Raw genomic sequence first — 12,731 nt, 5'->3', positions numbered from 1 at the left:
ATTGAGAAAGAAGATTCAGTTTTCGTTATTATTAATTTGGGCAGTTTGTTTTAGTTATTTCTTTATTTTAATGCTGAAGCTAACCTTACAGTACATTCCGCTAAAAAATGATGCTGCTTTTCTTCAAATCAAACAAACGGAAGTTTCTGAAATTCCCTATTACATTACCTTTTTTTACATTCATGTCTATTCGGCGATTTTTGTTTTGCTTTCGGGATTTCTCCAGTTTAACAATGCTCTTTTAAAGAAATATCCTGTTCTGCACCGAAATCTCGGAAAGTTATATGTTTTTGTAATTCTGTTTTTAAGTGCGCCTTCGGGATTATTTATTGGCTTTTTTGCAAATGGCGGATTTTATTCTAAAATATCTTTTGTCACTTTATCCATTCTGTGGTTTTACTTTACTTTAAAAGGTTTTCTGTTCATTAAAAACAAAAAAATCGTACAGCACAAGGCATTTATGCTTCGGAGTTTTGCTTTAACATTTTCCGCCGTTACCTTACGTTTCTGGAAGGTTATTCTTGTATATTTGTTTCACCCTGCGCCAATGGATTTATATCAAATTATAGCCTGGTTAGGCTGGATTCCGAATTTATTAATCATCGAATATTATCTTTATCATCAATCAAAAAAATGAAAAACCTTCTTTATTTATTTTTAGCCGCCTTACTTTTTTCCTGTAATTCTAAAGAAAAACAATCACAAATCAGTGACAACAAAATGCCCGAAGAAATCCGAACTGATTTATACGGTTCATGGGTCGGCGATTTTGTTGTTGCAGAACGTGATACAACCCAGCCCGAAAAAGAAAGATATAGTAATAAGATCAATATTGTTATCAAAAAAATTACCGAAACAGAAGTTACAGGACAAAGTATCGTTGCAGGTAATAACAGACCGCTTGCAGGTACAATGAAAAGAACAGGAAATACTATTTCTTTTATACTGAAAGAACCAGGCGATGATAAAAACGATGGTGTTTTTACTTTCGAAATACAAAATGATACACTTTTAAAAGGAACATGGACAGCAAATAATCCTAAAAAGGAAGTCCGCAAAAGAAAATTTAAACTAACTAAAAAACAGTTTAAATACGACCCTACAGTAATGCTTCCGGATAACGATATGTATGTTGATTATGAAAATCCAAAAGAAGAGGAAGTAACTTATGAAGAAGAGAATGAAGGTGAAGAAACAAAAGACACTACAAAAACCGAAACGTATTTTGAAAATGTATACAGAATGGCTTCTGAAAGCATTTTGAAGATCAATTCTTCGACACAGAAATTAAAAGAATCTGATGTTAAAAACTTAAAAAAGATAGATTTAGAAATTCTTAGAAATACCATTTTTGCCAGACACGGACTTTCTTTTAAAACGAAAACAGTACGTCAGTTTTTTGATGATGTCGAATGGTATATTCCGGTTTCGACTAGTGTTGACAATCAATTAACAGCTGTAGAAAAAGAGAATATTGTATTATTAAAACGTTTTGAAAAATACGCCGAAGATAATTATGATTCTTTTGGAAGATGATTTTTTAAGATGCTAAGGCGCTAAGTTGCTGAGATACTAAGTTTTTATTTTTGCCGCGAATTACACGAATTTTTAAATAATTAATTCGTGTAATTCGTGGCAAAAAACTTTTATCTCGGATTTTCCTGGAAATAACGCGCTTCGATTCTCTTAATATCTTTAATTGAATTTTTAGCCCACGCCAATCGTTTTTCTACTATTTCTTCATCAGATAAATGCCAGTCAATATCTGAGTTTCTTAGTCTGTTAGTAAGATTTTGAATGATGATTGCAGCAGAAACAGAAATATTTAAACTCTCTGTAAAACCCACCATTGGAATTTTAAGAAAACCGTCGGCTTTTTGCAGAATTTCTTCAGACAATCCGTCCCTTTCAGTTCCAAAAAATAAAGCACTTGGTTTTGAAATATCAAAATCGTCAAGCAGACAATCATTTTCGTGAGGAGTTGTAGCAATGATTTGGTAACCCTGATTTTTTAAAGTAGAAAGACAGTTTGTAACCGAATCAAATTTATTAATATCAACCCATTTTTGAGCACCCATTGCAATTTCTTTATCGATTCGTTTTCCGTAACGCTGTTCGATAACATTTAGTTCCTGAATTCCAAAAACTTCACAACTGCGCATTACTGCACTCGTGTTATGCATTTGAAAAACATCTTCGACCGCAATGGTAAAATGTTTGGTTCGGTTTTGTAATACTTTTAAAAATTTCTCTTTTCGGTTGTCTGTCAATATATTTTCGAGAAATGCCAGGTAATCTAAATCAATCATTTTGTTTGTATTTGGCGCAAAAATACATATAAATCAACAGAAAGAAAATTCATCTGTATTTTAGCTTTCCTGATGTTCCAGAAATGTGTTGTTTAATTTTTCGTGCAGCAGGTTAAGCTTTGTAAAATTAATTTCTAATTCTTCTTCTTTAAAAGAATCACCATTAAAAACTTCATTTTCGTTTTTAGAATGGGCATTTAGACGCTCAAACATTTTATCAAGTTCTGCATAGGTATAATTAACATTAATAAACGAAATAAATTTTTCTACAACCTGTTTCATTCCGTCATTATAATAAAGAGCCGTAACATTCTGATCTGTTTCGTAAAAAGCCAAAAAGCCTTCAAAATATTTCTCTAAAACCAAAGCCCCATATTGCTGAAAACTTATTTTATTTATTTCCTGAGCCGTAATTCCAAAAACACTCGGCGGCAGCAAATTCGGAACCATATGCATTCCCATCTTTTTTTGATGTGATTTCAAAACTTCTGTTGGGTTTCTATAAAGAAGTGCAAAAGGTATTTCAGCAAAAATGCTTCTTAAATAACCCGCATCAAAAATATGCCAGGCATCCAGTTTTAAGATTAAATTGTTTTGATCCGGAAATCTCTTTTGTCCTAATAATTTAATAACTGCTTTTAAAAGTGCCGTCTTTTTGTCTAAACCAAACAAATTACTGCGTAAAATTTCATCAACAATTGGTGCTTCAGAAATCATAATGTTTTCTGCTGAAGCGGCTAAAGACTGGCTCAGCATTGTAGAACCGCATCTTGAAACGTGAAATACCAAAGATTTTAAATCGACCGAAACTATTTCTTCAGACCATTCTATAAGATTTTCAGGAGTACTTATTACTTTAAACGACTTTGAATTGTATTCGTGGCTTCTGCATTTTAAGATTGTTTCATCAAAAAAAGGATCAGCATATTTTAAATCTCCCAGATAAATCCATTCAAAATAGATTTCATTATTTTTTTCAAGTAACTTATAAGGAATCCAGTTAAAAAGAGAATGATGTATGTTTTCCATTGGTGATTTATTTTATTTTGACTGAAGATCTGCGATAATTTTTGCTGTCATTTCTGATGGATTCCGCGAAAGCTCCGCAATAATCTGCTGTTTTACCTCATCAGAATATTCATTTTTATTTGAAGAAGCATGAATATCAAAACCCATTTCGGCAAATAATTTATCAGACCAATCGTTTCGTATGCAATCAAGTGTGAGATGAATTCGCGGTTCGGCGCTCTTGTTTTCAACACTATGCGGAAGCTGGAAATTAGCATACCAGCACTCTCCCATTTTCATTGGAACAAGTTTTTTATCTACATAAAAAAAGACTTCTGAGTTTGTTATGATAGGAACATGAATTCTAAAAAATCCATCTTCATAAGAAGTATCATTGTCCACATGTTCTTTGATTTCGCTGTCTGGCCCTAATCGCAGTAATCGTACCGCTTCTTTTTCACATTGAAACCAATCCATTATTTCTTTAAAATAATGACAGCGGTCCAACAGCGGCGTATTTTTATATTCCTTATTTGAAAAAGAGGTAATATCGTTTACCAAACCCGATTGTGATCGTAAAGAAACACTTGTCCAGTTTCCTTCATACCGGTTTGTATTAAAATGAGGTGTCCATAAATCATTTTCGCAAATTGTAAGTTCTTGCTGCAGTTTTTCAATCGAAAAGGTAATAGGAAGTATGCTTGACGAAGGATTCATAAGCCTGGGGTTAAATTTGAGATTTGTTTTGGTCCTGTAAATATATAAAATACACCAACCCAATTACCAAATAGATAAGCAAAATTTTACAAATTCAGGAATTCATTTTTTTAAATTAAAGTTCTTTCCTTAAATTATCAATAATGAAGTCGTAAAGTTTATTTGTTGAAAAAGATACCGTTTCTAAATCGGTTTTTAAGACTAAATCTGCCTTTGCCGGAGTTTCAAAAACATCACTTATTCCCGTAAAATTTTTAATTCGATTAAGGTCGTTTTCGGGTAATAAAGCTTTCTTATACAAACCTTTCGGATCTCTTTTAATTAAATTATTTATCGAGCAATCTAAAAAAACAGTTCGTACAAATTCATGCGTTCTTAATTCATTTCGCAGACTTTCATAAGGATTTATTACTGACATTAAAGTGATGGTATCTTCGGCAACAAAATTTCGTCCCACATTAAAAAGACGTCTCACATTCTCGCAGCGGTCTTCTTTAGAAAATCCTAAATCTTTACAAATCGTTTTTCTATAAATATCACCGTCAACAATTTCTGCTTTGTAACCGTTCTCGATTAATAAATGCCGAACATTTTGGGCTAATGTCGTTTTTCCTGAACCCGATAATCCTGTAAACTGAATTAAAATCATTTATAATTTCTTTTGTTTTTTTCAGCATTAAAACTAAATAATCTGCAAAGTCAAAACAATAAGTATAATTACGGTTTTATTCTCTCTCAAAAATATTAAAAAAAGAATCGTGCAAATGTGCCGTTAGCACTAAATATCGGTAGAAAACAAGAGTTTAAATTGATTTAGCGTGCCGTAGGTTCGCAATAGTCATTCTGTTGCGAACCTACGGCACGCTAAATTTGTTTCCATTCTTATTCTCTACCGATATTTAGTGCCTACAGCACAACTCTTAATTCGCATAAATTACTATTTTTATCTTTTAATATATTTTAGAATGAAAAAGAAACTTGTTGTTTTAACCGGAGCCGGAATTAGTGCCGAAAGTGGTATTAAAACATTTCGTGACAGCGATGGTTTATGGGAAGGTCACGACGTTATGGAAGTCGCAACTCCCGAAGGATGGAACAAAAATCAGGAATTGGTTCTCGATTTTTACAATAAAAGACGCCAGCAGCTTAAGCAAGTGCAGCCCAATTTAGGACATCAAATTTTAGCAGAATTAGAAAAAGATTTTGATGTTTACATCATCACTCAAAATGTCGATGATTTACACGAACGTGCCGGAAATACCAAAGTTTTGCATTTACACGGCGAATTATTAAAAGTGAGAAGTGTCAGAAATCGAAATTTAATTTTAGACTGGACAGAGGATTTACTTACAGGAGATTTAGATGAAAACGGACATCAGTTACGACCTCATATTGTGTGGTTTGGCGAAGAAGTTCCAGCACTGGAAGAAGCAATTGATATAACCGAAACGGCAGATTATTTTGCAGTAATTGGGACTTCATTACAGGTTTACCCAGCAGCAGGTTTAATTTCTTATGCTCCAGCTACAACGCCTGTTTTTTATATTGATCCAAAACCTATTTCAATTCCAAATATTCGAAATAAAGTAGAAGTTATCACCAAAACAGCAACCGGAGGCGTTGCTGAAATGAAAATAAAACTATTCGAATTAGAAAATTTATGATGGATCTTGAAATAGTATTACAGCAATTATCACGATTCAATTTTATGACACAGTTACTTATTTTCTCTTTAGAAAATATAAGTCTTTTATTGCTGGCTGTTTTAATAGGAAAATTAATTGAACCCGCAAATACTGTTTTGAATCCAAAAGATCGAAAATGGGTTATTTCCTGCCTAATCTGCAATATATTTGTTACAGCTCTGGGTTTTGAATTGTATCAATTACAAATCGTTAAAATTGATTTTTATCATGATCTAGTTGCTATTATTCTTGACACTTTACTGCTGATTGTTTTAATGGACTTTTTTATGTTTTGCTTTCATTATCTGGCGCATACTCTAAAATGGTTTCATCCTATTCACAAACTGCATCACACTCATATTGAAACCAATGTTTATAGTTTGTTTGTGCTTCATCCTATAGAAACTTTGGGCTTTGGTTTTATATGGCTCATTTTGATCTCTATTTTTCAGCTCAATTATATCAGCCTTACGATTTATTTATTTTTAAACTTGTTGTACGGCATATTTGGACATCTGGAAAAAAATATTTTTCCTGCATTTTGGTATAAAAATCATTTCACCAAATGGATTTCTACGACAAAATTTCATTCTGATCATCATAAAAACCAATCTCATAATTTTGGATTTTATTTTACTTTTTGGGATAAAATCTTCAAAACCATTATTTAAATTGAAAGTTAGGTCATAATAAAGCTTCAGTAATTTTCAGAAGTTTTAGCAATCACCTATATTTGCACCTTTCGAAAAACAACATAACAATGACTACTCTAAACGAATTGAATGCTATATCACCAATTGATGGAAGATATAGAAATAAAACTCAAAATTTAGCACCTTTCTTTTCTGAAGAAGCTTTAATAAAATACCGTGTACTGGTTGAAATTGAATATTTCATCGCTTTATGCGAAATACCTTTACCTCAGCTTTCTGGTGTAAATTCAAATTTATTTGACAGCTTAAGAAATATCTACAAAAATTTCTCTACTGAAGATGCGCTTTGGATTAAAGAAACAGAGAAAGTAACCAACCACGATGTAAAAGCGGTTGAATACTTTATTAAAGATGCTTTTGAAAAATTAGGTTTATCTCAATACAAAGAGTTCATTCACTTCGGATTAACATCTCAGGATATTAATAATACTGCCATTCCGCTTTCTACAAAAGAAGCTTTTGAGCAGGTTTATATGCCTTCACTAATTTCTTTAATTTCTAAATTAAAAGAATTAAGTGTTGAATGGAAAGATATCCCGATGCTGGCTCGTACGCACGGGCAGCCGGCTTCTCCTACTCGTTTAGGAAAAGAAATCCTGGTATTTGTTGAGCGTTTAGAAGAGCAGATGCGCTTGTTATTCAACATTCCGTTTGCAGCTAAATTTGGCGGTGCAACAGGAAACTTCAATGCGCACCATGTAGCATATCCACAAATTGACTGGAAACAATTCGGAAATAAATTTGTTGAGACAGATTTAGGTTTACACCATTCTTTCCCAACAACTCAAATAGAACATTACGATCATTTTGCTGCGTTTTTTGATGGTTTAAAAAGAATCAATAATATCATTATCGATTTAGATCGTGATATCTGGACATATGTTTCTATGGATTATTTTAAACAAAAAATCAAAGCGGGAGAAATTGGTTCATCGGCAATGCCGCATAAAGTAAACCCAATTGATTTTGAAAACTCAGAAGGAAATTTAGGAATCGCCAATGCTATTTTTGAGCATTTAGCAGCTAAACTTCCTATTTCAAGATTACAGCGTGATTTAACAGACAGCACCGTTTTAAGAAATGTTGGTGTGCCAATTGGACATACCATTATTGCTTTTGAAGCAACTCTAAAAGGTTTGAACAAATTATTATTGAACGAAAGTAAATTTGCTGAAGATTTAGAGAAAAACTGGGCAGTTGTTGCCGAGGCAATTCAAACTATTCTGCGTCGTGAAGCTTATCCAAATCCGTACGAAGCACTAAAAGGTTTAACAAGAACTAATGAAGCTATTGATAAAAATGCAATTCACAATTTTATTGCAACTTTAGAAGTTTCTGATGCCGTTAGAACCGAATTAATGCAGATAACTCCCAGCAATTACACAGGAATCTGAAGAAAACCTAAAATATTTTGTCAAAAAAAGCTATCTTTATCGAGATAGCTTTTTTTTTAACCCGGAGTATCCAGATTAGTTCACCTGAATTGATTTTCGTAGAAGTTTAGTGAACTTTATAAGAAATAAAAAAGCTGGATTATACTCCTGAAAATACCACTTTTATGATTGCCTTAAATGCCGCTGCAGAAACTACACACCATTTACAACCTTTAATTAGTGATCTGGGATTAATCCTGATGACTGCCGGAATTGCCGTTCTATTATTTAAAAAAATGAAACAACCTCTGGTTTTAGGATACCTGATTGCAGGATTTCTGGCCGGAAACCATTTTGATTTTTTCCCTTCGATAACAGACATGAAAAGTGTCGAAGTCTGGGCAGAAATTGGAGTTATATTTTTATTATTTAGTTTAGGACTCGAATTTAGTTTTAAGAAACTAATGAAAGTAGGCGGAACTTCATCTGTTACAGCAATTACCCAGATATTATTCATGACACTAGTTGGTTATTGTGTTGGACAATGGATGGGCTGGGGAAAAATGGACAGCATTTTTCTCGGGGCGACGCTTTCTATTTCGTCAACAACCATTATTATCAGGGCTTTTGATGAATTGGGAGTTAAGGGAAAAAAGTTCGTTGGGATTGTATTTGGAGCCTTAATTGTTGAAGATATTGTTGCTATTTTAATGCTTGTATTATTATCGACAATTGCCGTGAGCGATCAGGTTTCGGGCGGTGCTTTAATACAATCTGTTTTAAAACTGGTCTTCTTTTTAATAATTTGGTTTTTGGGCGGAATCTTTATTATTCCTACGATTTTGAAAAAAGCCAAACATCTTTTAACAGATGAAATGCTGCTTATTATTTCGCTGGCATTATGTTTAATGATGGTAATTTTTGCTGCACAAGTTGGTTTCTCTCCGGCTTTGGGAGCATTCATCATGGGTTCTATTATTGCAGAAACCACAATGGCAGAAAAAATTGAGCATTTAATACAGCCTGTAAAAGATTTATTCGGTGCCGTGTTCTTTGTATCTGTGGGAATGTTGATTAATCCTGAAACGCTGGTTACTTATGCACTTCCGGTAGCTTTAATTACGCTTTTAACTATTTTCGGAAAAGCATTTAGTTCCTCAATTGGAGCTTTACTTTCTGGCCAGCCGCTTAAACAATCCGTTCAAACCGGAATGAGTTTAGCACAAATTGGAGAATTCTCTTTTATTATTGCAACGCTTGGCATGACTTTAAAAGTAACAAGTGATTTTTTATATCCTATAATTGTGGCCGTTTCTGCCATTACAACTTTTACAACTCCGTTTTTAATTAAATATTCAGAGCCTTTTGCACAGATTTTAGAACAAAAAATGCCCAAAAGATGGGTTAAAAATATTAACAGATATAGTTTAAATGCACAGGCCATTAAATCAGTAAGCACCTGGCAGGTTGTGCTTAGATCATCTATTACCCAAATTATACTGCATACCATAATTATAACTGCAATTATATTATTATCATCAAAATTTGTAGCGCCATTAGTTGCCGATACACGATTCGGAAATACTCTGGCTGCTTTATTAACGCTGGTTGTCATTGCTCCATTTTTATGGGCGCTTTCGCTGCGTCGTGTAAAAGTTGATGAAGTCGAAGTACTTTGGGAAGAACGTAAATATCGAGGCGCACTTTTAATGCTTATTTTAATCAGAATGAGCCTTGGATTATTTTTTGTTGGGTTTTTACTGAATATTTTCTTTTCTCCTTTAGTCGCGTTTGTAGCCTTGATTATTGCGATTGGAGCGTATCAGATTTTTCCAAAAAAACTGAACGAGCAATATCATAAAATCGAAAATCACTTTTTGAAAAACCTTAACGATCGTGAAAACAAAAAAATCGACAGACGATACGCCAATTTAATGCCGTGGGACGGTCACATGTCTATTTTTGATATTGGAAAAGAATCAAACCTTGCCGGAAAAACGCTGGAAGAACTAAAAATTCGAGAACTCCTCGGAATCAATATTGCTTATATTAGACGCGGTGAAGTCACAATACCAATCCCTTCAAAAAATGAACGTTTGTTTCCGGGAGATGAAATCTCTGTAATTGGTACTGATGCCCAGATTACTGAATTTACCAAATACTTAACTCAAAATGAAAATGATGCCAAAACAGTCGAAGAATCTGAAATTGTGCTTCGCCAGCTAGAGGTTTCTCAGGAAGAATTTACTCAAAAAAGCATTGGCCAATTTAGAGGAAAAACCGGCGGAATGGTCGTAGGAATTGAAAGAAACGGAAATCGTATCCTAAACCCGGAATCGAGTTTGATTTTACAGCCAAACGATATTATCTGGGTTGTTGGAGATAAGAAAAAAATGAGTGAGTTTCTAAGTAACTAAGCTAAGATTCTAAGTCTTTTTACTTTGCGAATATATCTTAGAAATTTGTGGTACAACAAAAAAAAGCGCTAAGATTCTAAGTCTATAAGAGTTTAATCTCTTCAAAAAACTTAGAATCTTAGCGCCTTAGTATCTTAGTAACTTAGAACCTTATTTATTCGGCTGCGGTGTTATACGTAAATAAGGTTTTATAGGTGTATATCCTTTTGGGAATTTCGCCGGAATATCACTATCTGGAACAGCTGGAGTAATTACTACATCTTCGCCGTCTTTCCAGTTTGCAGGAGTTGCTACACTGTAATTTGCAGTTAATTGCAAACTGTCAATTACACGAAGTAATTCGTCAAAATTTCTTCCTGTAGAAGCCGGATAAGTTAAAGTCAATTTGATTTTTTTATCGGCACCAATTACAAAAACAGAACGCACTGTAAACTTATCGCTCGCATTAGGATGAAGCATATCATACAATGTTGCTATTTTTTTATCCTCATCAGCAATTATCGGGAAATTAACCTCCGTATTTTGAGTTTCGTTAATGTCTTTAATCCACTCCAGGTGCGACTGCAAACCGTCTACACTCAAAGCAATAACCTTCGTATTTCTTTTGGTAAATTCCGGAACATAGTTCGCTACAGTTCCCAATTCAGTAGTACAAACAGGAGTAAAATCTGCTGGATGTGAAAATAGAACACCCCATGAATCTCCTAACCATTCATGAAAATTAATTGGTCCTTGTGTGGTTTCTGCATGAAAATCCGGAGCTATATCGCCTAATCTTAATGTTGACATAATATAATTTTTTAGTTCCTCTAAAATTAACTAAAAAATACATTTAGAAAACATGCAGAAATTAAAAAAAAGTTAAAATTCTACATTGTCTATCTAATTAATATTTTAAATTAAATAAAGCTCACAACAAAGTACCAAATAGCCAGGGTTATAAATGAAACAGGGATTCCGAAACCAATCATCATACTGCTTAATTTTGGTTTTAACCCATAAGTTGAAGCCAGAATTGCGCCTGTAATCATTGGAGCCATTGCGATTTCTATAATTGTAATTTTTATAGCTTCAGAATGTTGGTTAAAAACAAAAACATAGAGAATGAAAATGATAAGCGGCGTTACAATAAGACGGAAGAAAAGCCCCAGTCGTAAAAATTTCCAATGCTTACTTTTTCGATCAAAAGTGAGCTGTAATCCAACCGAAAATAAAGCTAAAGGTGTAACCAAGCTTCCTAGTTTTAATAAAAGAGGCTGAATATTCGGATATAAATCATAATCAAAAACATTGAGCAAACAAGCAGCGACGAATGTTATAAACGGAGGAAATAAAAGAATCTTTTTTGAAATGCTTTTAAAATCCGGGCTTCCTTTGGAGTAAAAAGCAGCAACAAAAACACCCAAAGTCGAAACCACCACAAAAGTTCCCGGCTGATCTACCAATACTGCCGTTTCTAAACCTTTTTTTCCAAACAAAGCTTCAACAATAGGATATCCTAAAAACGATGAATTACTTAATCCGGCGGTTAGGATCAAACAGCCTATGAGTTTGTTTGACCAGCCCAGTCTTCTTCCTAAAAAATGAAAAAATACAAATGCCAGAAAAAAACTAATCCACCCCGCTCCAATCGGGAATAATAATTCGTTACTCCATTTTATTTTCGGAATATGATATAAAGTAATGGCAGGCAAACAGACATAAATAACAATTTTATTGATCGTTTTATAAATATGAGTTGGAAACCGCTTTACATTCTGCAAAAGCAATCCTAAAAACAAAAAGAAGAATATTATAATAAAATTGTTCATATCGAGGGTTCGTAGCAAATTTAGCAATTAGTGATTAGTAATTAGTCCTTAGTAATTAGTTTGTTAGTGTTTTTGGTTAAATTTTAGCGGATAAGTAATTGGCTGGGATTTTTTGCAAAATTTAAGGAATCTACTTTTAAAAAAACTCACTAACTACTAAAAGCTAAAAAACTAATTACTAAGGACTAATCACTAATTACTTCTTACATTTAACATATAACATTTCACATTTAAAAAAAAATCACTACATTTGTAATATATTTTATTACAGTATGCTTTCAGGTAAATTTGCCATAACAATTCACATTCTTACTTTGCTCAATAAATTTCCGAATGATTATTTATCATCAGAATATATTGCAGGAAGTATTAATTTGAATCCTGTTTTGGTTCGAAAAGAGATTGCAAACTTAAAAGCACATCATATTGTAGAAAGTAAAGAAGGAAAAAACGGCGGCACAAAACTGGCTGTAGATTCATCAAAGCTGACTTTAAAAGAAATTTTTGAAATGACTTTTGAAACCATCAATCTGGGTTATGCTAAAAATCAGCCCAATCCGGATTGTCCTGTGGGAAAAAAAATCAATCAGAATCTGGATGCTTTGTATGCAGACATGAATCAAAAAGTGAGTGCACAATTACAAGGCATTTCTTTAGAAGATTTTTCGAACCAATTTTAAAACTATTTTTTTACCTTA

13 protein-coding genes are annotated in these 12,731 nt (G+C 33.2%); 7 read left to right on the top strand and 6 right to left on the bottom strand.

Annotated features, from left to right (window positions below):
• Window position 1 precedes the first annotated feature (1 nt).
• Both ASD98_RS06535 and ASD98_RS06530 read left to right on the top strand, forming a co-directional pair.
• The gene (locus tag ASD98_RS06535) at window positions 2-637 is read left to right on the top strand and encodes a DUF2306 domain-containing protein (RefSeq protein ID WP_242412082.1); all 636 of its coding nucleotides are present in this window, start codon (window positions 2-4) and stop codon (window positions 635-637) included.
• A complete protein-coding gene (locus ASD98_RS06530; protein ID WP_056201743.1) occupies window positions 634-1,536 on the top strand; it encodes a YARHG domain-containing protein in 903 nt (300 codons plus the stop codon). The genes ASD98_RS06535 and ASD98_RS06530 overlap by 4 nt, the downstream gene beginning before the upstream one ends.
• Before the next feature lie 110 nt (window positions 1,537-1,646).
• Here ASD98_RS06530 and ASD98_RS06525 read toward each other — a convergent pair whose 3' ends face one another.
• The 4 genes from ASD98_RS06525 to cysC form a co-directional block, all read right to left on the bottom strand.
• Complete coding sequence (locus tag ASD98_RS06525; protein ID WP_056201741.1) at window positions 1,647-2,309, bottom strand: RNA methyltransferase; 663 nt, start codon at window positions 2,307-2,309, stop codon at window positions 1,647-1,649.
• 60 nt (window positions 2,310-2,369) lie between these two features.
• Window positions 2,370-3,338, bottom strand: coding sequence for a hypothetical protein (locus ASD98_RS06520; protein ID WP_056201738.1), 969 nt, complete (start codon window positions 3,336-3,338; stop codon window positions 2,370-2,372).
• 12 nt (window positions 3,339-3,350) lie between these two features.
• A complete protein-coding gene (locus ASD98_RS06515; RefSeq protein ID WP_056201734.1) occupies window positions 3,351-4,034 on the bottom strand; it encodes an aspartyl/asparaginyl beta-hydroxylase domain-containing protein in 684 nt (227 codons plus the stop codon).
• Window positions 4,035-4,149: 115 nt separating this feature from the next.
• Window positions 4,150-4,683: an adenylyl-sulfate kinase gene (gene cysC, locus ASD98_RS06510; RefSeq protein WP_056201732.1), complete on the bottom strand. Its 534-nt coding sequence runs from the start codon at window positions 4,681-4,683 to the stop codon at window positions 4,150-4,152.
• Window positions 4,684-4,999: 316 nt separating this feature from the next.
• Here cysC and ASD98_RS06505 point away from each other — a divergent pair, with 316 nt between their 5' ends.
• From ASD98_RS06505 to ASD98_RS06490, 4 genes are all read left to right on the top strand, one after another.
• Window positions 5,000-5,698: an NAD-dependent deacylase gene (locus ASD98_RS06505; protein WP_056201729.1), complete on the top strand. Its 699-nt coding sequence runs from the start codon at window positions 5,000-5,002 to the stop codon at window positions 5,696-5,698.
• 44 nt (window positions 5,699-5,742) lie between these two features.
• Window positions 5,743-6,390, top strand: a complete 648-nt coding sequence (locus ASD98_RS06500; RefSeq protein WP_242412081.1) for a sterol desaturase family protein — start codon at window positions 5,743-5,745, stop codon at window positions 6,388-6,390.
• 89 nt (window positions 6,391-6,479) lie between these two features.
• Window positions 6,480-7,826: an adenylosuccinate lyase gene (gene purB / locus ASD98_RS06495; RefSeq protein WP_056201723.1), complete on the top strand. Its 1,347-nt coding sequence runs from the start codon at window positions 6,480-6,482 to the stop codon at window positions 7,824-7,826.
• A 164-nt stretch (window positions 7,827-7,990) separates the two neighbouring features.
• Window positions 7,991-10,222, top strand: coding sequence for a cation:proton antiporter (locus ASD98_RS06490; protein WP_056201720.1), 2,232 nt, complete (start codon window positions 7,991-7,993; stop codon window positions 10,220-10,222).
• A gap of 150 nt (window positions 10,223-10,372) precedes the next feature.
• Here ASD98_RS06490 and ASD98_RS06485 read toward each other — a convergent pair whose 3' ends face one another.
• Window positions 10,373-11,011, bottom strand: coding sequence for a peroxiredoxin (locus ASD98_RS06485; protein ID WP_056201718.1), 639 nt, complete (start codon window positions 11,009-11,011; stop codon window positions 10,373-10,375).
• A gap of 110 nt (window positions 11,012-11,121) precedes the next feature.
• Window positions 11,122-12,033: an AEC family transporter gene (locus ASD98_RS06480; RefSeq protein WP_056201715.1), complete on the bottom strand. Its 912-nt coding sequence runs from the start codon at window positions 12,031-12,033 to the stop codon at window positions 11,122-11,124.
• A 272-nt stretch (window positions 12,034-12,305) separates the two neighbouring features.
• On the opposite strand from ASD98_RS06480, the gene ASD98_RS06475 reads away from it, so the two are divergent.
• Window positions 12,306-12,713: an Rrf2 family transcriptional regulator gene (locus ASD98_RS06475; RefSeq protein ID WP_056201713.1), complete on the top strand. Its 408-nt coding sequence runs from the start codon at window positions 12,306-12,308 to the stop codon at window positions 12,711-12,713.
• Window positions 12,714-12,731 lie beyond the last annotated feature (18 nt).

The organism is Flavobacterium sp. Root186, from assembly GCF_001428525.1.
Lineage (GTDB): Bacteria > Bacteroidota > Bacteroidia > Flavobacteriales > Flavobacteriaceae > Flavobacterium.
Note: the sequence above shows the minus strand (reverse complement) of the source record. Positions and strands in the feature narration are given on the sequence as shown.

Coding starts and splice junctions, on each gene's coding strand:
- ASD98_RS06530 (WP_056201743.1), top strand. CDS start 634: ATGAAAAACCTTCTTTATTTATTTTTAGCCGCCTTACTTTTTTCCTGT.
- ASD98_RS06525 (WP_056201741.1), bottom strand. CDS start 2,309: ATGATTGATTTAGATTACCTGGCATTTCTCGAAAATATATTGACAGAC.
- ASD98_RS06520 (WP_056201738.1), bottom strand. CDS start 3,338: ATGGAAAACATACATCATTCTCTTTTTAACTGGATTCCTTATAAGTTA.
- ASD98_RS06515 (WP_056201734.1), bottom strand. CDS start 4,034: ATGAATCCTTCGTCAAGCATACTTCCTATTACCTTTTCGATTGAAAAA.
- cysC (WP_056201732.1), bottom strand. CDS start 4,683: ATGATTTTAATTCAGTTTACAGGATTATCGGGTTCAGGAAAAACGACA.
- ASD98_RS06505 (WP_056201729.1), top strand. CDS start 5,000: ATGAAAAAGAAACTTGTTGTTTTAACCGGAGCCGGAATTAGTGCCGAA.
- ASD98_RS06500 (WP_242412081.1), top strand. CDS start 5,743: ATGACACAGTTACTTATTTTCTCTTTAGAAAATATAAGTCTTTTATTG.
- purB (WP_056201723.1), top strand. CDS start 6,480: ATGACTACTCTAAACGAATTGAATGCTATATCACCAATTGATGGAAGA.
- ASD98_RS06490 (WP_056201720.1), top strand. CDS start 7,991: ATGATTGCCTTAAATGCCGCTGCAGAAACTACACACCATTTACAACCT.
- ASD98_RS06485 (WP_056201718.1), bottom strand. CDS start 11,011: ATGTCAACATTAAGATTAGGCGATATAGCTCCGGATTTTCATGCAGAA.
- ASD98_RS06480 (WP_056201715.1), bottom strand. CDS start 12,033: ATGAACAATTTTATTATAATATTCTTCTTTTTGTTTTTAGGATTGCTT.
- ASD98_RS06475 (WP_056201713.1), top strand. CDS start 12,306: ATGCTTTCAGGTAAATTTGCCATAACAATTCACATTCTTACTTTGCTC.